Source organism: Desulfobacula sp. (assembly GCF_030145145.1).
Lineage (GTDB): Bacteria > Desulfobacterota > Desulfobacteria > Desulfobacterales > Desulfobacteraceae > Desulfobacula.
This window is the reverse complement of sequence record NZ_JAQYWD010000032.1, coordinates 54,594-77,769: the sequence shown is the minus strand read 5'-3', so window position 1 is coordinate 77,769 and position 23,176 is coordinate 54,594. Positions and strand designations below refer to the sequence as shown.

The window sequence follows — 23,176 nt, the reverse complement described above, 5'->3', positions numbered from 1 at the left end:
GCAAGATCGCGTTGCCGGAAATGAAAAAATATGGGTATGATGATAAACTGGCCACCGGTACGGTGGCGTCGGCCGGAACCCTGGGGATTTTAATTCCGCCCAGTACCGTACTGATTGTCTACGGCATATTGACCGAAGAATCCATTGGCAAGCTGTTTGTTGCCGGCATTTTACCCGGTATCCTGCTCACGCTTTTTTTCATTATAACGGTCATCCTGCTCTGCTGGCACAACCCCAAGCTTGGCCCTCCGGGACCCAAAACCAGCTTCAAGGAAAAAATACAGGCCCTCTCCGGTATTATTGAGGCGGTCATTTTATTTGGTTTAACCATTGGCGGCCTTTTCCTCGGCTGGTTCAGCCCCACCCAGGCCGGCGCCATTGGCGCTGCCGGCGCATTGGCCATTGGTATTGTCCGGCGCAAGCTGACATTCAAAAAGTTATTTGATTCCACCAAGGACGGCCTGCGAACCGCGTGTATGGTCATGTTTATTATCACCGGTGCTACGGTATTCGGGCATTTCCTGGCCATCTCCAACATCCCCTATGCCCTGGCAGAATGGGTGGGCAATCTCCCCATCCCGCCCATGGCCGTCATGGGGGTCATGATCTGCATTTATTTTCTGGGGGGGTTCTTTATGGATTCCATGGCCCTCATCGTTGTCACGATCCCCATTTTTTTCCCGGTGGTGTTGCGGCTGGGCTTTGACCCCATCTGGTTTGGGGTCATCATTGTGCTGGTGGGTGAGATGGGCGTTATCACACCCCCGGTGGGCGTCAATGTCTTTGTGATCAAGGGCATTGCACCGGATGTTCCCCTGGACAAGATTTTCCGGGGTATTTTCCCGTTTCTGGGTGCCTTGATTCTCCTGACGGTTCTGGTGACCTTATTCCCGCAGATCGTCACGTTTTTACCGAGTTTTATCACGTATTAGACGGTTAAAAGGAGGGTATGGTTAAGGGTTGCCGCCCCGGCAAAACAGATAAGGGTCTGCCTGAACATGGTTCCGGCAGACCCTTTATGGTCGGAAAGCTGCTGTGTTGGATCGTGTCTGGCCGGAAACGTTACATTCCGTCGAATTGCTTCAGCTTTTTTTTCCAGAATTCATCTGAATCTTCTCGCCACTTGGTGCCTTTAAAGCGTTTGTCATAGAAACTGCCCAGCCGGTCATACCATTTGACCCAGGCATTTTTCTTTTTTTCCCTGGCTTCAATGATATCGGCAACAAAAACATCAATGTTGATCATCTCATCCTTGGGGGCGTAATAGGCAGCGCCCTCTTCGGCGGATTTTTTTAGACTTTCTTCGGACAATGCATGGGCTGTGAGCATCAGGGCGGGCACGTTATGCTGTTTGGCAATGTCCAGGAGTTCGAACCCCCGAACCCCCATGATATCCAGAATCGCCACGTCATAATAATTTGTCTCGAACAGGCGCTTGCCTTCCTCAAAGGACTCTGCTGTATCCAATTTGCAGTCATTCAAAAGCTCCACCAGTGAGTCGAGAACATCTTTTTCATCATCAACGACGAGAATTTTTTTTCCTTCAATAATTTTTTTTACATCCATCATCACATCTCCACTTTAAACGATAAGTATCAACTGATTAGTTTACCTGAATATCGGGTTTTTTACAAACAAAAAAGCAGCTAATAAGGGGCTGTTCATCATCGCATCAAATAGTTCGCATCAGATAGTGAGTTTCTGCCGGATATCTTCCACGAGGAATTGTTTGTTAATTTTACCGGTTTTGGTCAGCGGCATTTTGTCAACAAATTCAATTCTTTCCGGCAGATGGAGAACGGATGATCCCCGGCTTTTCAAAAACGAGATAATGGTTTCAAAGTCGATATCCATTGAGGGGTCTGCCTGGACATAGGCGCAGGCTTTCTCGCCCAGTTGCGGATCCGGCATGGCCACCACAGCCGCCATCACGACCCCCGGGTATTCGCTGATCAGGCGTTCGATCTGTGTCGCGCTGATGCTTTCTCCTCCCCGGTTGATCATCTCTTTGATTCTGCCACATAGAATGATCCGCCCGTTGGGGTCAATTTTGGCCACATCCCCGGTCCGGAAAAATCCATCCGGGGTAAATGCTTTTTTGTTTTCTCCGGGATTTTTATAATAGCCCGTAAAAACACCCGGGCCCTTGATCAACAATTCGCCTTGCCTGCCCGTTGGCAGTTCACGCCCGAAGGGGTCAACGACCTTGTAGCAGTCATAGGGACAGGTGGGTTTGCCCACCGTGGTTGTGACACTGTCAAGATCGTCGTTGGAACGGGATATGGCCGTCTGTCCCTCGGTTGCGCCATATCCGTTGTAAAAACGGCAGCCGAGATTGTTCTGGACATCCTGAATGAGCCCGGCCAGGCTGGCACCACCGCCGCAGTGCATTTTTTTCAGGGAAGACAAGTCATGGTTGGCCAGGCGATCGTGGTCTGCAAGGCGTTTGGCCAGTGTCGGGACCCATACAATGGTCGTGACCTTTTCCTGCTCGATGGTGCGGCAGATTTCATCCACATCTGTAGAGTCCAGGAAGACACTGCACCCAAATGTCAATACACTCCCGAGAAACCCCTTGGTAAACGTCAGGTCATGACCGATGGGACCGACCAGCAGGGTAATATCATGGAGGTCCATTTCCCAGGCCCTGGCACAAAATTTTGACGCACAGATTAAATCATTGTGGGTCCGGGGAACCAGTTTCGGCAGGCCGGTGGTGCCCCCGGTGGGGCCCATGTGGGCCACCTGCTGGGGGTCGGGTCGCCGGGACGCCAATTTTTTTAACTCATCCGGCAAGGGGTCTTTGTCAGCGAAAAGGTTCGCCAGTCCTGCATACTTGGTTGTCTCACTCCCCCTGACCAGGATGACATTTTTTATCTGGCTGCTGGTTTCCAGCACCTCCTGGATGATGGGCAGATAATTGGTTTTTTTATACTGTTCCGGCAGAATCCATGATGTGGCACCGCTGAGGTCGGCCAGATGCTTTATTTCATAAGGCCGGTACCGGTCAATGAGCAGGGTGTCAATGGCGCCGATCTTTTGAAGCGCAAAAAACACCACTACAAATTCATTCCAGTTGGGGAGTTGCACCAAGGCCCGATCGGTGGATTTAATCCCCAGGTTCATCAGGCCCAGGGCCAACCGATTGGCTTTGTCCCTGGCCTGGGCATAGGTCATGCGGGATTGCCTGTCCACAAAGGCGGTCTTGTCCGGGAACATATCGGCCGCCCGATCCAGGACATCGCCAAATGTCAGCCCTGGCCAATACCGCAGTCGGTTATAGCGTTCAACATCATCGGGATGATAAGGGGTAAACCCCTCAAGGAGATGTGACATGATACAATTCCTTTGTTTTTTCCCATTAACGGGGGTCGTCTTTTTACCAGAACGATGCCATCGGGGTGATCCGTCACGATGAAAGTAATGCCCGATGGATCAGTGCCTTTGTGATGTCAATTTTGTAGGCGTTTTGACTCAGCGGTTTGGCATCTTTTACGGCGGCTTCAGCTGCCGCTGCCACATGGGTTTCGTTGAGCGATTTGCCGTTGATGGCTGCTTCGGCAGCAAAGGCCCGGTAAGGTGTCGGTGCCACGGCACCCAAAATGATGCGGGCATCCCTGCAGACCCCTTCTTCCTGATCCACCATCACGGCAACGCTGACCACTGCAAAGTCAACGGCGTCTCGAACCCTGTTCTTTAAAAATATCTGTACGGCCGTCTTGCTGGGTAACGGGATTCGGATCTCGGTGACCAGTTCATCCGGCTTGAGCACCGTACCCAGGACATTAAAAAAATCCAATATTGGCATCATCTGTTCTGCTGTTGGTCCAACGACTTTTACCCGGGCATCAAGGGCGCCCAGAGCGATGGCCAGATCCGATGGGCAGACCGCATAACATTTTTTTCCGCCCAGGATGGCGTGATACCGGTTTTCACCTCGAATGGCATGGCAAGGCCCTTTCCCCTTTCGATAGCAGGGGATCCGTCCCCCCATTTTGTCTGGATAACGGTAATACCAGCACCGGGTATCCTGGCATAAATTGCCCCCAATGGTACCCATATTCCGAAGTTCCGGGGAGCCCACCGATGCTGCAGCAGCAGCCAGGGCCGGGAAGGTGGTTTGTATCGGTTCCGAGGCTGCGATATCTGTCAGTCGGGTTGTCGCACCGATCCGACATTCCTGGTCAACCATTTTTATCGTGTCCAGGCCGGCAATGGTTTTTAAATTGATGACCACTTCCGGATACGCTGCAAGAAGTTCAGATTTGAGGACACCCATAAGATCTGTGCCCCCTGCCATCAATGCTGTTTTCCCGTTGGTTGCCGTCACCATTTCCAGAACGTGGTCAATGGATTCGGCGTCAAAGTGTTTAAACAGTTTCATTTTTGATCCCCTTTTTTTCACCCCAGACCTTCAATATGCGATCGGGTGTTAACGGATAGTCAGTCATGTGCTGGCCCATGGCATTGGATACCGCCATGAGTACGGCCCCAGGGCCGGGTGAAGTTGAGATTTCTCCGACACCAATGGCCTTGAAACGATGGGTGGGAAACGGCGTTTCCAGAATCACATTTTCAAATTCAGGCAGTTCGTTAAAGGTGCGCCACTTGTAGTCACACATGTTCATGTTGAGCATGTGTCCGCTTTTTTTGTCGATGATGGTTTCTTCGAAAACAGCGGTATCCAGCCCTGCAGACCCCAGTGCTCCGTAAAGCTGCCCATTCAGGCTCGGCGGATCAATGATCTGGCCGGCATCGGTTGATGTGACCACGCGTTTGATCTTCACGGCACCGGTCTGTGTATCCACCTCCACCTCAACGAACAGGGCCAGGAAGTTGGGGACGGAATAGTCTGATTTGAACTCACCGTATCCTGTAACAGATCGCATGATGCCGATGGCACGGCCCCATCCCATGGCCTGTTCCGGCTTTCCCTTGACAAAAATCCGGGCGTCAAGGGTGTCCAGATCTTCGGGTTGGGCCTGAAGTTCGGGTGCCACCCGTTCAAACAATTTTTTTAAGGCATCCTCGGCCGCATTAATGACGGCAGATCCCACTGCGTAGGTTCCCCGGGAACCCACCAAACCGAAATCAAAGGGATTGACCAGGGTGTCGGGGGGGGTCATGTGAACTTTTTCCAAAGGCAGCTGAAGAACTTCTGCCGCCATTTTACACAGGCTGCTGCGCTGGCCCATTCCGGATTCGGAAACAGATGCGTGAATGGTGGCTGTGCCGTCCGCGTTCAACCGGATGTAAGCCTCGGAATCATCTTCCCCCACATCTGCATTGCCGTGGATGCCAATCCCCACCCCTGTGCGTTTGGATCCTTCCACTGCGGTGGGGACAAGCCAGCCATTCCATTTGTCTTTCCACCCGAATGACACAGCGCCTTTTTCCATGGCATCGGTGTAATCCTTGCCCCGGCAGGTCCAGAGGTTTCCCTCCCGCCAGATATATTTCCCCCCGGGTTTGACATAGTTTTTTTTGAAAAACTCAACCGGGTCCAGTTGTGCTTTGGCCATCACATCTGCCAGGATGGGCGCAAAAGCCGATTCAAGTTCCTGGCCGCCAAAGCCCCGAATCACGCCGGAGGGGCAGCGATTGGTACAGACCAGTTTTGTGGTCAGATTCCAGTTCTCACAGTTGAGCACCAGCTGGGCTTCACCGCATCCCACGGCAATCTGGGACTGGGACATGTCTGAAAAGGCACCATTGTCCACCATCCAGTCCCCGGCCACTGCCGTGACGGTCCCGTCCTTTTTCATGCCGATTTTGCCACAAAACCGGGACCCCAGGCGCAGTACAAAAGCACCGAAATGTTCATCTTTTGTATAGCAGACCTTTACCGCCCGTCCGGTTTCTTTGGCCAGGGCTGAGGCATAGAACAGACACTGGGGGGCATAATTTTTTGACCCGAAACTGCCGCCGCATTGGGTGGTGATGGCGCGAATATCCGGAAATCCCATTTTGGACTGCATGATCCAGCGATGCCAGGACGCACTCTGGGTGCCGGACCAGACGGTCAGCCGCTGGTCGTCTTCCCATTGGGCAATAACGCCGGGGGGTTCGATGGGCAGGGGATTGGCAATGTTTTCATATCCAAACGTCCCCTCACTGATAAAATCAGCGGCTTCAAATCCCTTTTCCACGTCTCCCCGGACCACTTTTGAAAGGGTATTGGGACCGAATGCCGGAAAATCGGTGACCAGATTTCCGGGAAATATGTCGTGCAATTGCGGCGCACCGGGTGCCAGTGCGGCATCCATATCAAAGACAGCCGGCAGCGGTTCATAGGTCACCTCAATCAGATCCAGGGCCGCGGTCGCCTGCTCCAGGGTGTCTGCCGCCACAAGGGCCACAGCATCTCCCACAAATCGTACCCTTTGATCCAGAACCTTTACATGGCGGGGCATCCCGGTCATCCAGGGCGGCACATCCGCATGGGTCAGCACCGCCCTGACCCCCGGGGCATCCTTGGCTTTATCCGTATGAATTGCCGTGATATTGGCATGGGGGTGGGGGCTTCTGAGCACCTTCCCGTGGAGCATGGATACCGGGTGGATGTCGTCAATGTAATCGGCTTTTCCCGTGACAATGGCAACCCCGTCCTTGCGTGGCGTGGTTTTTCCGATAAATCGATATTTTTTTGTCATCGGTCTCCCTCCCCTTTTTCGGCAACATCCATCACGGCATCCACCACCTGGTAATGGCTGATGCACCGGCAATAATGTCCGGAAAGCGCCTCCTTGACAGCCTGCTTGTCCGCCGAGGGATGACGGTCTAAAAGTGATTTAGAGGCCATGATGATGCCGGGTGTACAAAACCCGCACTGGAAGGCGGAGTGATCCACAAAAGATTGCTGAATCGGATGAAGTTTCCCGCTTGCTGGATCTGCCAGTCCTTCAATGGTGGTAATCTCGCTGCCATGGCATTGGATGGTAAGGGTCATGCACGACAGAATCGGTCTTCCGTCCATGATAACGGTGCAGGACCCGCAGGCCCCCTGGTCGCAACCCACTTTGGTGCCGGTGACCCCCAGGGTTTCTCTGAGGGTTTGGGCAAGCGTGTGACACGGGGAAACCTGATACGGCTGATCCCCGACGTTGAGTTCATGGGTCACTCCGTTTACCACCAGAGTGACAGCAGTCCTTTCCTTACCATTGGTTTTTTTCACGACAGCCTCCTGTTGGTGAATGATCTATAAAGAAATTAAAATCACTCGTATTTTTGATTTGACAAGTCATCTGCAAAAAGTTAAGATCTCAAATTAGATCTAATTTAGGATCTTTTATAGCGGATACCCCCTTGCATGTCAAGGAAAAGTTGACAGGTTTTATAGCCCAGGTCACCATCAAGGAGAAGCACCATGCCCAAGGTATCGGGATCTAAATCCAGTGTTGAAGAAGCCTATCGGGCCATCAAGCGGTTGATGCTCCAGCAGAAATTGTTTCCCGGCCAGAAACTGCTCTACCGGGAGTTGACCCAACGGCTGGGCATGTCCAAAACCCCCATTGTCAATGCGTTGAACCGGCTGGAGCAGGAAGGATTCGTGATTTCTGAACCCAACGTGGGATATGCGGTCAAACCCATTGATGCAAAAGAAATTTTTGATTCCTATGAAGTTCGGGAAGCCTTGGAAATCAAAGCGCTTGAAAAAGCCCTGGTATCTGCAACCGACGAACAGATGGCAAATCTGGAAGAAAAATACCGCACCCTGGACGAATACCGGCCCCATCGATACGACCGGAAAAAACTCATGCTCGACTGTGAATTTCACCTGCAGATTGCCATCATGTCCGGAAACGAGGTCTTGAGATACCTGCTGCGGCGGAATTTCGAACATATCATTCTCCGAACCCGTCTGGACAATTACGATCCCGACAGAATGCACGTTTCAGCCAGGGAGCACCGGGACCTGCTGAAGACAATCAAAGCCCGGGACGTTCTTAAGGGTACTGAACTGCTTGGGCAGCATATCCGGAATGCCAGGGATTATGTGCTCTTGTGCCTGTCCACGGAAGACCAGGAAAGCCAGGATGCCATTTCTTTGTTTGAAGCCTGATCCATTGTCCGACGACTATTGCGTTTTATAATGAGAATGGCTGAAAAACCAAGAGTGGTGTTGACAAAAAGCAATTTTCGGTACTATATTTCAGCCCTTGAGCGCATATTCGCGCTGACGTATTTAGTGCCTGACCGAAAACCCATGTTTGGGCGAAAACTTACCCAGATGCAAGGCGCAAATAAGGCTGAAACCGGAGCGTACTAATGTACGTGAGGATTTCAGGCTTGTGCAGCAACGCGGCAGGTGGGTGAGGTTTCGTTCAAACACTATTTAGGATGAACGAGGGAAAGTATATGATTTCACAAGATTACTACCGCCTGTTGAACATCAACAGAAGCGCTACCGATAATGATATTAAAAAAGCCTATCATAAACTGGCCATGGAGTTTCACCCGGATGTTAACACTGAAAAAGAGGCTGAAGAAAAATTCAAGGCCATCAGTGAGGCCTATACGGTGTTAAGCAACAGTCAAAAAAGGCAGATTTATGATCAAACCGGAAGCACCAATTTTGCCGGGATTGACAACCGGGCAAACCAGCCGTGGGGCCGGGGCATGGGTATGGGCAGAGGTATGGGTCGAGGTATGGGCGGGGGAAGGTGCATGGGAAAGTGCAGCGGTTTAGATGCCCTTTTACGGCGACGTCCCCGAAAGAGTCAAACAAAATCGACAGCACCCGGTTATATACAGGAATAACCCGTGTAACGCAGCACGTAATCTAAGGAATTTGAGCAAATGAACTTAGATTTTTGAAAACAATATTTTTTTTCTGATTGTATCGAATTTTGGGGAGGAGCTCTGAAATTAAACATTTAGGGGAAAACGGTCATAACACAAATCACGATATTCAAGATGAGTACGATGGAGTTATGAAGGATTTTCCAGTGCAATAAAAAAATACCAGTGCTTTTTAAAATCGGAATAAAAGTTGCGTAAAAACGCAGCTACGTTACAGTTGGGCCGACCTGGCCGGCCTTAAAATTTCCCCAAAAAAATATATGTTTCTCACAAAAGAAGTGGCGTTGCTCGATCAACGTTCCTGTCATGCCGGGATTGATAACCATCTGGCTGAGATTTTTCGGGGATGGGGGGAACTTCCATCCAAGACATCATGATCCCGCACCCTTGCATAAGAAATTTTCCAGTCGAAAAACAGAAATATTTAAAAAGTTAATTATCTGTGATGAATGAAATTTCTTTTAACCACAAGATATTGTGTCAGGCTTTGATTCGGAAAACCCGGGACTATTAATAATAGTTTCCATTTAGGCCATAAAGCATAACCCCCAATATTTATTTCGGAAGTCCTCCCCAATTTAAACTTTTCCTCGGCAACATAAATACCATTAAAGCTCAGGGCCGACCGGATCAAAGCTTTGTTTTTCACATCTGATTCTCCACAATTGTTTTTGTTCTTCCAACAATTAATCTTCGAACGGAAAATTTGCGCATCAGCATTTCTAAAGGACCTTTTTTATGTTTTTTAAGCCAACATGATATCAACTTGATAAACGTAAAGAAAAAGACAAAACCGCCTAAGGTGATAAGGGATAAATTGGAGCCATTTGAGATATTAAATATGGGGATAACCAGTATTAAAAATATGATGTGAGTGATATAAAGCGTCAATGTGTTTCTGCCGGCGATGGCGATATGCCTTGCCCATTGGACATTTTGTCCGGTAGATAAAGAGATGCTGATCATGATGACAGTGATGCCGGTTCCAATTCCTGATATGACGGAAAATGGCGTTGGTATAGTCAAATCTATACTTGTGAGCCATCCTAATCCCAGACAAAACAACTCCAGGGTTGTATATATTTTTCCGGGTTCTGAGACAAGGAGCAGTGCATGACTTGTAAAAAATCCAGAAATCATTTCAGATGATATAAAAATGGCCAATCCGCCTAACAAAAACCTTCTCCTGTGGTTTTTGTCACATAATCTTAATCTGCCCAAAAGCATGCCAATGATAAAAAAAGTCGCCCAAGGAAAAAATGGATAGTACCCGGAAAAAAATATGTCAATTAATTGATCAATAAAAATATTATTTCCATTTCCGGATTGTAGGTGGTCTGAAATGTTAAAAAATTGGATAAAGCTTACCATCCAGATCATACATGCTGTAATCAAAAGAATTTTATTTGAACTGGGAGCCAGAAAAATACCGAGACAAATGAAAACTGCATAAAAATGAAGAATATCTCCCGACCAAATGATGGATAATAAATATCCCGAAATTAAAAGAAAGAAGGCTCTATTCAGAAGCAGACTTCGGCTGCCCGCTCGAAGCAGCAGACAATTGTTCGTATCCAAAGCTTTAGTTGAAAGCGTCAAACCGATCCCCGAGATCATTACCAAAATGATTGCGGCTCTTCTGTTCAAAAAATTGATCACATCAGAAAGCCACTGGAGATTGGAGTCGTGTGCAGACAAAACCCCTTTAAAATTAATTATCAGCATGATCAGGATGGCGATTCCTCTTGCAACATCGTAACCGATAATCCGATCCATATTAAGGGGCTGAACTCCTGATTCTATTCTCTGCAACATGGTAAACCAGCCTTTACATACCAACGTGAGTTGCTTTCCAAAATATCTGCAATCTGATTAAAGACCTTGTCAAAGGGTATTCTATTTATTACACAGGCCAACCCATTGGATTTTAAAACCATGGGCATCCAGAGGGGATCATAATCCGGTTCAATATCTTCAAGAGCAAGGGGTTCGAGGGTAAACAAATTCTGATAGCCAAGAAAATCAGATATACATTGGATGTCGCCTTCTGTGAGAGGGATTTGGCATTTTTTACAATACGAAGTTCCGACCCGGGTGCAATTCATACATGATAGAGCCACAAAAACTCCTGCAAAAAAAGTTTTACGTAATGACAGGATGAAAGAAAATTCCTTCCATTATTTCAGCTGAAAATAATAAGATCCGGATTATTGTCAAGGGGGTTTGATTTGTTGTAGAAAATATATATTTTCTACAACAAATATGGATAGATTTATGGCAAATTTTAATCTTAAAAATCATCTAAAAGCATATCGACGTAATGGCTGAAGAGGCGGTTCCCCTGCAAATTTTTTGTAACTTTTAACTTACCTGTACGTTGTTAGTTATTAAGTATGAAAGTGAAACGATGAGGCCAATGATGTCTATCATGGAATGAATTCCATAACGGTCTGGGAAGTAGGAGGCACAAGTAGCAGGTTCCGCTGGCGCTGATCTCTAAAACAAACCAATGGGGTCAGTTTGGGATACCCCGCTGCTTGCGGCGGGGTAATTTATTAAAAATTATATGTCCAACATTTCTTATTTTTACGAAATTTTAAATGAAAAATTGGGTGACAACTATGTCTATAATCGATTAGAATGGGACCCTATTCTGGGGTGTGAACTGCTATTTTAAAGAATCAGTCCAGACCAATTATTGGCACCCCCACATATTGTATTTCACATTTTTTCGATGATTGCGAAGGGCACGACTTTCATATCTTCTCCATCTGTCTCTTGACAAAAACCACGTTCCCATCCTATGGTTTGAACAGCCAATCTTGAAAGGGGAGGTGAAATGAGAACCGTCGTGTTGATCCTTGTCATCTTTTTTTTTGCACCCGTCGTACAGGCCCGGATGACTGCCGAAACAATCGTAAAGGACGCCTTTGATTACTGGCGGGGTGAGGCCTCTGTCTCCACCACCATCATGACCATTCACCGTCCTGACTGGGAACGCAGTATGACCATTGAGGCCTGGACCCGGGGGGATGCCGATTCCCTGTTTGTGATTACCCATCCGGCAAAGGACAAGGGGAACGGCACCCTTAAAATCAGCAACGGCATGTGGATGTACAACCCAAAAGTAAACCGGGTCATCAAGCTGCCCCCTTCCATGATGTCCCAGGGCTGGCAGGGATCGGATTTTTCCAACAACGACCTTGCCAAAACCGACAGCCTTATCAAAGATTATGTGCATACCCTGGCAGACACAACACTCCATCAGGGCAAGACGGTTTATGGCATCACATCCATGCCCAAAATGGATGCACCGGTTATCTGGGGCATGATCAAACTGAAAATCCGGGAAGACCACATCCTTTTGAGCGAAACGTTTTTTGATGAAGACCTTCAGCCGGTAAAGACAATGACGGCATGGGACCTGAAAATGACCGGTGATAAGCTGTTCCCCATGAAATGGAAAATGCAGAAATCAGATGCAGCAGATGAGTATACCCAGCTGGTATATGAGAAAATTGAGTTTAAAAACCATTTGAACAACCGGATTTTTACCCGGACCCATCTTAAAAATCCAGGGTTTTAAGGACGGCTACATGTCCATGGAATTGAAAATGGCCTGGCGAAATATATGGCGAAACCCCCGGCGGACAGGGCTTACCATTTCGGCCGTTGCCTTTGCCAGCCTGATTCTCGTGTTTATGCTCTCTTTCCAATTCGGGTGTTATGAAACAATGATCAATACCTCTGTTAAAATCAGTACCGGCCATTTGCAGGTCCAGGCAAAGGGGTATCTTGAAGATAAAAAAATGCGTCAGGTCATTCGAGACCCGGATCAGGTGGCCACACGCCTGGATACGGTTAAGGGGATTGATGCCTATACGTTCCGGGCCAATGGGTTCGCCCTGGTATCGTCGGATCAGAGAACCTACGGGGTGGTTGTCACCGGGATAGATCCCCTGGGAGAAGCCCATGTGTCCACCATTCAATCCCTTGTACGCACCGGCCGGTACCTCACAGCAAATGATGCGTATGCCGCCCTTATCGGAGCCCCGCTGGCAAAGAATTTAAAGGTGGATATCAATGATGAGGTGACCCTGCTGGGACAGGGCCGTGACGGATCCATTGCAGCGGCAGTCCTCACCATCAAAGGTATTTTTGATTCGGGCATGGATGCCATGGACCGAAATGTCATCATGATGGACCTTCAAGGATTCCAGGACATTTTTTCCATGGGGAAAACGGTTCATGAAATCATTATCATTGCTGACGCTTTAGGGGACGTCTCCCGGGTTCAACAGGACATCCGGGATCAATTGTCCGGCAAGCGGGAGGATACAGATCTTGCGGTATTGGATTGGATGGACATTCTGCCGGGGTTGCTCCAGGGAATCCAGATGGATCTTGTCAGCGGCATCATCATGTATATCATCCTTATCATTGTAGTGGCCTTCAGTATTTTTAATACCTTTTTAATGGCGATTTTTGAAAGAACCCGGGAGTTCGGTGTCATGATGGCCATTGGCACCCGTCCGTCACGGATGGCAACGCTTGTCATGATTGAATCCGTTTGTATGACCCTTGTGGGAATTGTTGCGGGCATCATCATTGGCAGCCTTTTAACCCTTTATTTTCAACAACACGGGATTTATATTGCCGGCACGGAAGACATCCTGAAACAATATGGGATTCCCGACAGGCTATATCCTCGGCTGTCCCTTATCTCCGCCTCAGCAGGTCCGCTGGTTGTCTTTTTGATTACTTTTGTGTCTTCTGTTTTCCCCGCGTTGAAGATCAGAAAGCTCAACCCGGTGGAAGCCATGAATCATGTATAAATCCCCCTATATAAAGAGAAGATAAAAAAAGATGCTTGTCCGATTAGCGTGGAGAAATATCTGGAGAAACCCGAGACGAACCCTTGTGATCCTGTTGGCAGTGATCATTGGTGTCTGGAGCATGATTTTTCTCGGTGCCATCCTCCGGGGAATGGAGGCCGAGATGCTAAGGAACGCCATGTCCAACCTTACCGGGAGTCTGCAGATCCATCATCGGGCGTATCGGGATGATCCGGTGGTTGAAAATTCCATGGCGGACAGGGATAAACTGGACAGGGTTCTGGGGATAAGTCTGGGGCAAGGCGCCCATTGGACAAGGCGGGTGAGGGTCATGGCCGTGGCATCCAATGCCCGGCACTCCGGGGGCGTTACCCTCGTGGGGATTGAGCCTGAAAAAGAGGCCCGGATCTCCTTTATCGGCAGCGCCATGACAGCAGGACGATACCTTGAATCCGGTGATAAAAACCAAATCCTTGTGGGAAGAGCGTTTCTTGCGACATTTAATACCAAAATCGGTCATAAGCTGATTCTCATGTCCCAGGACATCCACAAGGAGATGGCTTCAAAAGCCTTCCGGATTGTGGGGGTTTTCAGCGCTGAGTCAGAAGCGGTGGAAAAACAATTTGTTTTTGTCCCCCTGTCCCAGGCTGCCGGGATGCTGAAAATGGGGGAGTCGATTTCGGAAATATCCATCCTGCTGCCGGACCTGGATATGACGGGCACCCAAGAAACGCATATGGCCCTAAAACTCACGGCTGCCATTGCCGATGATACCTATTGTGTTGAAACATGGCAGCAGTTGTTGCCCATGATGAAAGCCTATCTTGAGATGTCGGGGTTTTTCCTTTATGTCTGGTATGGGGTTGTGTTCGTGGCCATGGGGTTTGGTATTGTCAATACAACCCTGATGGCCATTTTTGAACGGATGCGGGAGTTCGGTTTAATGAAGGCCCTTGGCATGAGACCCTTGCAGGTCGTTAAAGGGGTGGTCGCTGAGGCGTTTTTCCTTTTGGTCCTGGGGATATCGGTCGGAAATATTCTGGGATTTTTAAGTGTTGCGGCCATTGCACGAAACGGGATTGATTTGTCCGTGCTGGCCGCTGGTGCCCAAATGTGGGGAATCCCCAGGAAATTGTATCCGGAAATATGGGTCCAGGATTTGGTTGTGGCAGGGCTTGTGGTGCTTGTTCTAGGTGTTTTGGTCAGCGTGTATCCGGCAGTTAAGGCGGCACGGTTTACCCCGACCCAGGCCATGATGAAAAATTAGCGGGCCGGAGATAACCACAAGAAACGGCTAATGCACATGGAGACAGGATATGGCAATGGTTGAAATCAAGGACATAAAAAAAACGTATCACCAGGGAAATGTGACTGTTGAAGCCCTTCGCGGGATTGATCTCACGGTGGATACCGGTGCGTTTGTGGCCCTTGCCGGGCCGTCCGGATCAGGCAAAACCACGCTGTTGAATATCATGGGCGGACTGGACCTGCCGGACTCAGGCATCGTCATTGTTGACAACAATGAATTTTCACGCATGACCCAGGCCGACCTTGCGGCATTAAGACTCCATAAAATCGGGTTTGTTTTTCAGGCCTACAACCTGATCCCGGTGTTATCGGCCATTGAAAATGTTGAATATGTGATGTTGCTGCAGGGGGTCCCCGCAACGGAGCGGCATGACAGGGCAACGGCCATACTGGATGATGTGGGGCTTGAGGGAAAATATAACCGGCGGCCCGCAGAATTGTCCGGTGGCCAGCAGCAGCGGGTGGCCGTTGCACGGGCCATTGTTTCAGGTCCTGCCATTGTTCTTGCAGATGAACCCACGGCAAATCTTGATTCAAAAACAGGGGAAGGCCTTTTGTTAATGATGAAAAAAATGAACAAAGAAAAACAGGTCACCTTTATTTTTTCAACCCATGACAGCATGGTCATAGATTATGCCAGACGACTTGTCACCATCAAGGATGGGCGCATTGTAAATGACGAAACCAAATAAGGGCCAACATGTTGGCATTCGGTTCAGCGGCAGCGCGGCTGCTTGTTGGCTGGTTGTCGGTTTTTTTTCCCTGTTGTGTATCCAACCTAGCGGGGCAGGTGAGAGTGCATGGGTCAATTCTATGGATAACCAGTTGGGGGGGCATTTCAAACTTGAGGGCGGTGTGACCGGGTATGATGCGGGATCTTATTTTGAACCCACAGGAACCCATACCGGGAAGGATGGTCTTGTCGGCGCCCGGTTAACGGATACGCTTGTTTTATCGGATACCGTGTATGTTGAAGCCCATTATGAGGCCTTTCTCAAATGGGGAGATACCTATGAAAAACGATACGATCTTCAACAATATGGTCCGCTGCCGGTGGCCGGTCTGGTTCAGGACCCGTCAGCCATGGATAACCGGCGCCTTTTTGATCTGACAAAAACCATTGAAAAGACGGATGATGATATTGCCTGGCACCGACTGGACCGGTTATTTTTTTCAATCAAACTGTCCCGGGGGGACATCCGGGTCGGGAGACAGGCGGTTACATGGGGAAATGGGTTCATGTTTAATCCCATGGACCTTTTCAACCCGTTTGCACCGTCTGATACAGTTCGAGATTACAAGATGGGGGATGATCTTGTTTTGGTGCGATGGGATACTGAACGGTTCGGTGAAGCCGACCTGCTGTATGTGCCCCGAAGAAACGCAACCGGGGATATTGATTTTCAGAGCGCTTCCATGGCAGGGAAACTTCATTTTTTTGCTGAAGATATTGAAATGGATATAATGGGGGCCTGGCATTATGATGAAGCAGTTTTGGGCCTGGGGGTTACCGGTTATCTGGGGGATGCGGCATGGCGGACCGATGTGGTCTGGTCCACCCTGAAAACAGCGAACAATGACAACGGGTATGTTGCGGTTGTCGCCAATATTGACACGTCCTGGGTATGGTTTAACAAGAACCTGTACGGTCTGATTGAATATTATCATAACGGGCTTGGGAAACATCATTACACGGATGCCCTGGGGGATCCGGATGTTATGGAACGGATTGACCGAGGAGAATTGTTTGTCCTGGGAAAGCATTATCTAGGTGGTCGTATCCAGGTGGAACTCCATCCGTTATTGAATGTGTACCTGAGTGTCATCAATAATGTCACAGATCCTTCAGGTATCGTCCAGCCCTGGGCCGTCTGGAATGTTACACAAAATTCAACCCTTCATTTTGGCGCCACGTTGTTTTATGGGAAAAAAGGCAGTGAATATGGCGGGTATTTGATTCCGGGCACATCGTACTATACCAATGCCGCGCCAAATGCCTTTGTGCAGTTTACCTATTATTTTTAGCCGATGTCTTTGATGGGAACATGGTATAAAAATACATCTTGACGTTCGGTCTGTACTTGGTACCATATGAGGACGTATCGTACCTGAGCTTCAAGGGCAGGGTATATTTCAATACCGGGAGATCATTATCACACCATGGCGATTAATATACAGGATAGCTGAGCAACGGGTGTTTGTATTGTCTGTGATAGATTCTCGACAGAATATTGAAGATGTCCTATTGATGCGATTGATTTAAAATTAACGGCAGGAAATGCAACCATGGACATGATCACCGGTTGCACGTAACCGAATATGAAAAAGGGAGTCACACACTGGTGGCTCCCCTTTTTTAAGGTACTCGGTTAAAACCGGCGGTTGTTCAGGACTGGCGTCTCTTTTTACGGCTCACCCCGGCCAGGCCCAGCAGACCGCAGCCGAAAAGCAGGAGGGTGGCCGGCTCGGGGATGGGAGTTTCACCGGGGGGGCCGTCTTTCGTGTCGGGCACCAGGACCCAACCCAAAGGGTTGTTATCGGGGCTGAAATTGGTATCATCGAAAAAGGGACGCTCAGTTAAGAACTCGGTATTGTAAGCATATACTTTATTCTGATCATTGTTTACCCCATCTTTGGCGTAGAAATTACCCCACATGGGCGCCCTTTCCGTGACAATTGTAAAGGTGTTCACCTCTGAATCTAATAGGTTGTCAACTTTAACCCCGTATAAAGTCCCAGGCAAATTAGGGTTACTATTACCCTCAACAAACGAATCTATTTCATAATGAGTATCACCATCATCATTACTATCATCAGGATTATCAGTAAAAATTACATTACCATTACTCGAAATGGTTAGTGGATTGGTTGGAAAAGGCTCCGATAACTCAATGATGATATGACTGAGATCGTTGGACCCGGCACTTGATGTATCAAATGTGTAATCATAGGTCCAGAGGCCAGCATTGGTAGTGTCGTAATCAACGTCCCATGATAATACCGCGTTTCCAGAGGCCCAGGGGATTGTGGCAACCATTCCGCCAACGAATGGGCTAACGCTACCACTGTCGATACTCCCGGTGTAGCTTGCTGCCCCCCAGGCAGTTGACACCATGATGAACAAAAAAATTGTACTGATTAAAATTTTTTTCATTGGTTCCTCTCTTTTTCGAACAGCCGGTCTGTCCATATTGTCTGGTTTTAAAATCTTGTCGGCCAGAGGCTTGATCCGTAACAGTCATAATATAAGCAATTAATAAGCATTTTTTGTGCCAATAGTATTGTCGGGCTCTATTGCTTATGATATCAATTTGTTGGCTTGATGCACAACTGTCTGGAATTTTAATTGTGAAAAAAATACACCAGCATTGTGTAATTTATTTCCTATTGTTTTGACAAAATTTATACAGTCGGGTGATTTATACCAAAAAATCCTTGATCTTGTTTTCACCAGTATCAGCGGTTCCTGAAATTGGCGGCTTTCTTTATTTTCCCGGAAATGATAATCTTTGGGTGCCATGTCGGCCATGCAGGGGAGCATACAATTATCGTTAGCATGAAATTTGAAATCAAAGAAGGGAATACAGTTCATGGGTACAATTTGTTTCAGGGTTGCCGCTATTTTGATCAGCCTTTTGGTTCTGACGGCGGGCTGTGGGAAAAATGACGAACAAAAAGCACTGGTCCATATCAACAATGCCCGGGAATTTAATGCCGGGAATAAGCCGCAAACAGCAGTGATAGAATATAAAAATGCCATTCAGCTGGATCCGAAAAATGATGTGGCCTGTTTTGAACTGGCGGAAACCTATATGCGTTTTGGACGGCTGAATCAAGCCATCGCATACTATAACCTTACAGCAAAAGTAAATCCCCAGGGCATGCTGCCTTTCTTAAGGCTGGCCCATATTTATTTGCAGACAGACCATCTGTTGGACGCCAGAAATCAGATTTCAAAAGCGCTTGATATTGATCCGTTATCGGTTCCGGCCTATCATCTTCTTTGCAGACTTCAAATGAAGGAAAGAAATTTTGAGGCGGCCATTGAAACCCTGAATAAGGCTGCGGCGATTGATCCCAAAAATGTTCGCACCCATATCGCCCTGGCCCAGCTCCATATTAAAACCAACAATAGTGACAAGGCGGAAAATGTCTATATGACCGCCATCACCCAGGACCCTTCATCCCGTGACGCCTATATGGGACTTGTCAAATTGTATACAGCCCGGAAAAAATGGGACAAGATCGAGGCGTTGCTGAAAGGCCTGCTGGAGACAGACGGCATTAAAGGTCAAAAGTATACGGATCTGGCCCGGTTCTATGAACGTCAGAAACGATATGAACCGGCTGAAGAAAATTACCAGAAAGCCATATTGGAAGATCCTGAACAAGTGGCACCCATGATGACCCTGGCAGAGTTTTATACCAAAAGAAATCAGGAGGCCAAGGCAATTGCAACACTGAAAACTGCCCTGGCAAAGCACAAAAAAAATCCCCTGGTCCATACGGGGTTGTCCCAGGTTTATCTCGAGTTTAACCGGATTGAAGCGGCTGAAGAATCGGTAAATACGGCTTTGGCCATTGACAGCCGTTTTGTTGACGCGCTGTTTCAAAAGGGCAAAGTGTTGATGGCCAAAAAGGATTTCAAGGGCGCCCTGGATCAATTTGATAAGGTCATCACCCTGGATAAATTAAATGCCCGGGCCTATTATTGTCGAGCGCTCTGTATTAAGCAGCGGGGGGCAACAGACCGGCCTGAACAAAAAATATTCCGGGCAGCAGCAGGGTTGCTGAATCATCCGGAAGAATTTGAAAAAGATCAGATAAAAGGGAATCTTCTTGCCGCCATAACCGCAGATCCGAGACTGGTTGATGCCCGGATAAAGCTCACAGAGGTCTATATCCACGAGAAAAACCTTAACCAGGCAAGAGAACAGATTGATGAAATTTTTAAACTCACCCCACCCAATTTAAAAACACTGACCCTGTTGGCCGGCATCAATTTTCTTGAGGGCAATATTAAAGACGCCGAAGACATTCTTAACGTGATCATCCGGGAAAAACCCGGCTATACTGATGCCTATATCCGCCTGGGATTTTTGTATAATTCAACCGGCAGGAAAAAGCAGGCCATTGAATTGTTGCAGAAGGTCTTGGATCATGGCCCCGTCCAAGTGGAAATTGTGAAAATCATGACAGATATGTATATGTCAGAAAAAAAATATACACCGGCCCTGGAGTTGTTAAATAAATATTCGGCAGCGGCAAGTCCTGACACAGCCTCTTTTTTTGAAAATGTGAAAGGCGAAATTTATTTAAAAATGAACAAACCCAGTGTTGCCCTGGGGCATTTTGCAACGGCCAAACAATTAAAACCGGATTATATAAAACCCGCCATGCACATTGCCAATTTCCTGAACAAAGACAAACAATTTGACAAGGCGATTGAAGAATATCAGCGGGTGGAACACCTCAATCCGTCTTATCTCCCGGCACTGGTTGCCCTGGGGTTTATGTTTGACATCCAGGGCAATCTTCCCGAGGCAGAAGCGTATTATCGAAAAGTGCTCAAGATCAATCCGCATCATCCAAATGCAGCGAATAACCTTGCGTTTATCCTTTCTGAAAAACCGAACCAGCTGGAAGAGGCGTTCAACCTTGCTAAAATAGCCCGGGAAAAAGCACCCAAAGACCCCAATGTATTGGATACCATGGGATGGGTCTATTACCAGAAAGGCAGCTATCTGAACGCCATATCAGAGTTTGAAGACAGCCTGAACCTGAACCCTGGGAGTGCATTGGCCTGTTATCATTATGGTATGGCCTTGTACCGGACAAAAGCGTTTGAAAAAGCAAGGGATTATTTTAAAAAGGCCCTGGAAATTGATCCGCACTTTAAGGATGCCGCAATTGCCAGAAAAATGCTGAAATAGCCTTTATCGCCAAGGGAAAATCATGTTGATTCACATCGTTATGATATTTTTTCAATATCGATGGAATGCCTGGTTTTTGTATGGAACCGAAGCATCATGAACAGTCCGGAGGCTGTCAGGCTGATGAGAAGCCCGTACCATACCCCATAGATGCCCATGTTGACCTTAAATGCCAGAACGTATCCTGATGGAAGACCGATCAGCCAATAGGCAACAAGGGTGATCAGGGTCGGGATTTTCATGTCGGTGATACCCCTTAAAATGCCAAGACCCACGGTCTGGGTGCCGTCGGAGATCTGGAAAAAGGCCACAATCACCAGCAATGAGGCACTGATATCAATGACCGCTTGTTCAGCGATATAGAGGGTGGGCAAAAAAAACCGGAACAGGATGAACACCACACCGGCAGCGGCCATGAACCCGGCACACAAGATGGCCGCAGAAAATCCAGCGATCCTTGTCCCCGGGAGATCTTTTTTCCCCACGGCATTGCTGACACGAATGGTGCCGGCAGAAGCGATGCCCATGGCCACCATGAAAGAAATGGAGGCCAGGTTCAAGGCAATCTGGTGGGCAGCCAGGGCCACCGTTCCCATCCAGCCGATCATGATGGATGAGGCGGCAAAAGCACTGACCTCAAAAAAATACTGGCATCCTGCGGGGATGCCAATGGCCAGAAGGCGCCGGATCATGGGAAAATCAATTTTTTGGTAATTCAGGGTGGGGTCAAATCGGCGCATCTGGGGAGATCTTCTGATGACCACCATCAGCGCAATGGCCATAAATGTCCGGGAGCTGATGGTGGCCATACCGGCACCGGTCAGGCCCAGGGGGGGCACACCCAGATGGCCGTATATGAACGTCCAGTTGGCCAGGATATTCACGATATTGGCCAGGAGGGTGATGATCATGGCCGGTTTCAGGTAGCTCAGCCCTTCGGCAAACTGCCGGTAGCTTTGAAACAGCATCATCGGCAGCAGGGAAACGCCCAATACTTTCATGTAAAGGGATGCCGGGCCCACAATCTCTTTGGGCTGGTTTAAAAATTGAATGCACTCTGAAAGAATAAAGGTGACACCGCACAACAGGAGACCGAAAAAAAGGTTGACGATAATGCCCTGTCTCAGGATAATGCCGCATTCCTTGTCTTTGCCGGCGCCAAAGGCGATGGCAGTGAGAGGGGTGACCGCCACGGACAGCCCGAATCCCACAACCATGACCAGGAGAAACAGGGCGCTTGCCAGGGAGGCGGCTGCCAGGGGCTGGACACCCACTTTCCCCACCATGATCGTATCCACCACCGACATGAGCATCTGCCCCAGCTGACCCACAACAATGGGCAGAGACAACAGGAGGGTCTGTTTTATATCGTTTTTATACATGATCCCTCATCATTTGTTTTGCCTGTTTTTTGGCGGGGGTTACCATCTGAGCGATTTTTTCCGACTGCACTGCTTCAAAAAATTCATCTCCCAACACCTTGCTTTGCTCAACCACCATTTGCCATAGGGCCTTTCGTTCAGCATCTTTGCCTTTGAAAGTTATAAAATCTTTTCTATCCGGGATTTTGCCAAGGGGAAGCGATTTTACAAATTTATTTGATGGGGCCACTGGCCGGCCGCATAGTTGACATACCCGGCCCAGCAACTGCCAAGGCCAAAGGCGGGCAAGGCAAGTTCCAGGTAGGCAAGGGCCGTATGGCAATCTGCAGCCCCGCTGCCCTGTTCATCCGATCCATAGGCAAATACCAGCTGGGGGGCATCCCTGCAAATCCGGTCGATTCCATTATCCCATTGAGAGATCAACGTTTCTATGTTCATTGTCTGGGCAATCTTGGGATGGTTTTGTACCACATATCGCATCCAGTCAATCACATGACCGGCAATTTTCTGGACATCTGCCCGGCTATCGATGATTAGCCATTTGACGGTTTGCCGGTTACTGCCTGTGGGAGCACAGCAGGCAATTGACAGGGCCCGTTTAAATAATTCCCTTGGAATAGCCTTTTCCCTGTATCGCCGGATAGACCGGCGGGACCGTAAAAAATGCTCGGTGTGATCCACCGTGAGCATGCGTTCCTTTTGGATGGGCATACATTGGTCAGGCGCTAAAAAATTCAGACTGAAGGCCCCTTTGGGACAGATGGCCACACAATGACCGCACTTGATGCAGATCTCCTGGGCATTGGCTGCTGGAACCGGTCCTGCTTCGGTCATTTCAATAATATGGGCAGGGCATTCAATGGCACAAATCCCGTCTTTATCACATTTTTTTGTATCAACCGTGAATAAACTCATT

General features: G+C 48.4%; 20 protein-coding genes and 1 pseudogene. 10 read left to right on the top strand and 11 right to left on the bottom strand.

Annotation, left to right across the window (positions count from 1 at the left end):
- On the top strand, window positions 1–932 hold a 932-nt coding region (locus Q1Q15_RS17915), incomplete at its 5' end, for a TRAP transporter large permease (RefSeq protein WP_300463028.1).
- Window positions 933–1,062: 130 nt separating this feature from the next.
- Here the strand turns inward: Q1Q15_RS17915 and Q1Q15_RS17910 are convergent.
- The 5 genes from Q1Q15_RS17910 to Q1Q15_RS17890 form a co-directional block, all read right to left on the bottom strand.
- Window positions 1,063–1,569 carry a response regulator gene (locus Q1Q15_RS17910; protein ID WP_300463025.1) on the bottom strand — a complete coding sequence of 169 codons (507 nt, stop codon included), beginning with the start codon at window positions 1,567–1,569 and terminating at the stop codon, window positions 1,063–1,065.
- A gap of 117 nt (window positions 1,570–1,686) precedes the next feature.
- A complete protein-coding gene (locus tag Q1Q15_RS17905) occupies window positions 1,687–3,336 on the bottom strand; it encodes an AMP-binding protein (RefSeq protein WP_300463022.1) in 1,650 nt (549 codons plus the stop codon).
- Between the two features lie 73 nt (window positions 3,337–3,409).
- Complete coding sequence (locus tag Q1Q15_RS17900) at window positions 3,410–4,384, bottom strand: FAD binding domain-containing protein (RefSeq protein WP_300463020.1); 975 nt, start codon at window positions 4,382–4,384, stop codon at window positions 3,410–3,412.
- Entirely contained in the window at window positions 4,371–6,653 is a 2,283-nt protein-coding gene (locus tag Q1Q15_RS17895; protein WP_300463017.1) for a xanthine dehydrogenase family protein molybdopterin-binding subunit, read from the bottom strand. Before Q1Q15_RS17895 ends, Q1Q15_RS17900 begins: the two co-directional genes overlap by 14 nt.
- Window positions 6,650–7,174, bottom strand: a complete 525-nt coding sequence (locus Q1Q15_RS17890) for a 2Fe-2S iron-sulfur cluster-binding protein (protein ID WP_300463014.1) — start codon at window positions 7,172–7,174, stop codon at window positions 6,650–6,652. Before Q1Q15_RS17890 ends, Q1Q15_RS17895 begins: the two co-directional genes overlap by 4 nt.
- A gap of 192 nt (window positions 7,175–7,366) precedes the next feature.
- Between Q1Q15_RS17890 and Q1Q15_RS17885 the strand changes: the two genes are divergently transcribed.
- Together Q1Q15_RS17885 and Q1Q15_RS17880 are read left to right on the top strand one after the other, a co-directional pair.
- A complete protein-coding gene (locus Q1Q15_RS17885) occupies window positions 7,367–8,062 on the top strand; it encodes a GntR family transcriptional regulator (RefSeq protein WP_300463013.1) in 696 nt (231 codons plus the stop codon).
- Window positions 8,063–8,358: 296 nt separating this feature from the next.
- On the top strand, window positions 8,359–8,760 hold the full coding sequence (locus Q1Q15_RS17880) for a DnaJ domain-containing protein (protein ID WP_300463010.1): 402 nt from the start codon (window positions 8,359–8,361) through the stop codon (window positions 8,758–8,760).
- A 687-nt stretch (window positions 8,761–9,447) separates the two neighbouring features.
- Here the strand turns inward: Q1Q15_RS17880 and Q1Q15_RS17875 are convergent.
- Both Q1Q15_RS17875 and Q1Q15_RS25535 read right to left on the bottom strand, forming a co-directional pair.
- The gene (locus Q1Q15_RS17875) at window positions 9,448–9,978 is read right to left on the bottom strand and encodes a DUF418 domain-containing protein (RefSeq protein WP_300463007.1); all 531 of its coding nucleotides are present in this window, start codon (window positions 9,976–9,978) and stop codon (window positions 9,448–9,450) included.
- A 15-nt stretch (window positions 9,979–9,993) separates the two neighbouring features.
- Window positions 9,994–10,578: pseudogene (locus Q1Q15_RS25535) on the bottom strand (heparan-alpha-glucosaminide N-acetyltransferase domain-containing protein); the annotation flags it as partial.
- 1,063 nt (window positions 10,579–11,641) lie between these two features.
- On the opposite strand from Q1Q15_RS25535, the gene Q1Q15_RS17870 reads away from it, so the two are divergent.
- From Q1Q15_RS17870 to Q1Q15_RS25530, 6 genes are all read left to right on the top strand, one after another.
- Entirely contained in the window at window positions 11,642–12,388 is a 747-nt protein-coding gene (locus Q1Q15_RS17870) for an outer membrane lipoprotein-sorting protein (RefSeq protein ID WP_300463005.1), read from the top strand.
- 10 nt (window positions 12,389–12,398) lie between these two features.
- A complete protein-coding gene (locus tag Q1Q15_RS17865; protein ID WP_300463002.1) occupies window positions 12,399–13,637 on the top strand; it encodes an FtsX-like permease family protein in 1,239 nt (412 codons plus the stop codon).
- A 31-nt stretch (window positions 13,638–13,668) separates the two neighbouring features.
- Complete coding sequence (locus Q1Q15_RS17860; protein ID WP_300463000.1) at window positions 13,669–14,904, top strand: FtsX-like permease family protein; 1,236 nt, start codon at window positions 13,669–13,671, stop codon at window positions 14,902–14,904.
- A gap of 49 nt (window positions 14,905–14,953) precedes the next feature.
- A complete protein-coding gene (locus Q1Q15_RS17855) occupies window positions 14,954–15,637 on the top strand; it encodes an ABC transporter ATP-binding protein (RefSeq protein ID WP_300462998.1) in 684 nt (227 codons plus the stop codon).
- Window positions 15,621–16,970 (top strand): hypothetical protein, encoded by a 1,350-nt coding sequence (locus Q1Q15_RS17850; RefSeq protein WP_300462996.1) that lies wholly within the window; start codon window positions 15,621–15,623, stop codon window positions 16,968–16,970. Before Q1Q15_RS17855 ends, Q1Q15_RS17850 begins: the two co-directional genes overlap by 17 nt.
- Window positions 16,971–17,046: 76 nt before the next feature.
- Window positions 17,047–17,208 (top strand): type II toxin-antitoxin system RelE/ParE family toxin, encoded by a 162-nt coding sequence (locus Q1Q15_RS25530; protein WP_363321015.1) that lies wholly within the window; start codon window positions 17,047–17,049, stop codon window positions 17,206–17,208.
- 123 nt (window positions 17,209–17,331) lie between these two features.
- On the opposite strand, the gene Q1Q15_RS17845 is transcribed toward Q1Q15_RS25530, so the two are convergent.
- A complete protein-coding gene (locus tag Q1Q15_RS17845; RefSeq protein WP_300462993.1) occupies window positions 17,332–18,099 on the bottom strand; it encodes a PEP-CTERM sorting domain-containing protein in 768 nt (255 codons plus the stop codon).
- Between the two features lie 436 nt (window positions 18,100–18,535).
- Between Q1Q15_RS17845 and Q1Q15_RS17840 the strand changes: the two genes are divergently transcribed.
- A complete protein-coding gene (locus Q1Q15_RS17840) occupies window positions 18,536–20,878 on the top strand; it encodes a tetratricopeptide repeat protein (RefSeq protein ID WP_300462991.1) in 2,343 nt (780 codons plus the stop codon).
- A gap of 38 nt (window positions 20,879–20,916) precedes the next feature.
- Here Q1Q15_RS17840 and Q1Q15_RS17835 read toward each other — a convergent pair whose 3' ends face one another.
- Genes Q1Q15_RS17835 through Q1Q15_RS17825 form a run of 3 tightly spaced genes read right to left on the bottom strand, consistent with a single transcriptional unit; the run spans window position 20,917 to window position 23,175 of the window.
- A complete protein-coding gene (locus Q1Q15_RS17835; RefSeq protein WP_300462988.1) occupies window positions 20,917–22,260 on the bottom strand; it encodes an MATE family efflux transporter in 1,344 nt (447 codons plus the stop codon).
- Window positions 22,253–22,489, bottom strand: a complete 237-nt coding sequence (locus tag Q1Q15_RS17830; protein WP_300462985.1) for a hypothetical protein — start codon at window positions 22,487–22,489, stop codon at window positions 22,253–22,255. Before Q1Q15_RS17830 ends, Q1Q15_RS17835 begins: the two co-directional genes overlap by 8 nt.
- Window positions 22,465–23,175 carry a nitroreductase family protein gene (locus Q1Q15_RS17825; RefSeq protein ID WP_300462984.1) on the bottom strand — a complete coding sequence of 237 codons (711 nt, stop codon included), beginning with the start codon at window positions 23,173–23,175 and terminating at the stop codon, window positions 22,465–22,467. Before Q1Q15_RS17825 ends, Q1Q15_RS17830 begins: the two co-directional genes overlap by 25 nt.
- Window position 23,176 lies beyond the last annotated feature (1 nt).

What these genes read in the sequence shown, in the direction of transcription:
- Q1Q15_RS17910 (WP_300463025.1), bottom strand. Translation starts at nt 1,569, where the DNA reads ATGATGGATGTAAAAAAAATTATTGAAGGAAAAAAAATTCTCGTCGTT.
- Q1Q15_RS17905 (WP_300463022.1), bottom strand. Translation starts at nt 3,336, where the DNA reads ATGTCACATCTCCTTGAGGGGTTTACCCCTTATCATCCCGATGATGTT.
- Q1Q15_RS17900 (WP_300463020.1), bottom strand. Translation starts at nt 4,384, where the DNA reads ATGAAACTGTTTAAACACTTTGACGCCGAATCCATTGACCACGTTCTG.
- Q1Q15_RS17895 (WP_300463017.1), bottom strand. Translation starts at nt 6,653, where the DNA reads ATGACAAAAAAATATCGATTTATCGGAAAAACCACGCCACGCAAGGAC.
- Q1Q15_RS17885 (WP_300463013.1), top strand. Translation starts at nt 7,367, where the DNA reads ATGCCCAAGGTATCGGGATCTAAATCCAGTGTTGAAGAAGCCTATCGG.
- Q1Q15_RS17880 (WP_300463010.1), top strand. Translation starts at nt 8,359, where the DNA reads ATGATTTCACAAGATTACTACCGCCTGTTGAACATCAACAGAAGCGCT.
- Q1Q15_RS17870 (WP_300463005.1), top strand. Translation starts at nt 11,642, where the DNA reads ATGAGAACCGTCGTGTTGATCCTTGTCATCTTTTTTTTTGCACCCGTC.
- Q1Q15_RS17865 (WP_300463002.1), top strand. Translation starts at nt 12,399, where the DNA reads ATGTCCATGGAATTGAAAATGGCCTGGCGAAATATATGGCGAAACCCC.
- Q1Q15_RS17860 (WP_300463000.1), top strand. Translation starts at nt 13,669, where the DNA reads ATGCTTGTCCGATTAGCGTGGAGAAATATCTGGAGAAACCCGAGACGA.
- Q1Q15_RS17855 (WP_300462998.1), top strand. Translation starts at nt 14,954, where the DNA reads ATGGCAATGGTTGAAATCAAGGACATAAAAAAAACGTATCACCAGGGA.
- Q1Q15_RS17850 (WP_300462996.1), top strand. Translation starts at nt 15,621, where the DNA reads ATGACGAAACCAAATAAGGGCCAACATGTTGGCATTCGGTTCAGCGGC.
- Q1Q15_RS17845 (WP_300462993.1), bottom strand. Translation starts at nt 18,099, where the DNA reads ATGAAAAAAATTTTAATCAGTACAATTTTTTTGTTCATCATGGTGTCA.
- Q1Q15_RS17840 (WP_300462991.1), top strand. Translation starts at nt 18,536, where the DNA reads ATGGGTACAATTTGTTTCAGGGTTGCCGCTATTTTGATCAGCCTTTTG.
- Q1Q15_RS17835 (WP_300462988.1), bottom strand. Translation starts at nt 22,260, where the DNA reads ATGTATAAAAACGATATAAAACAGACCCTCCTGTTGTCTCTGCCCATT.
- Q1Q15_RS17825 (WP_300462984.1), bottom strand. Translation starts at nt 23,175, where the DNA reads ATGAGTTTATTCACGGTTGATACAAAAAAATGTGATAAAGACGGGATT.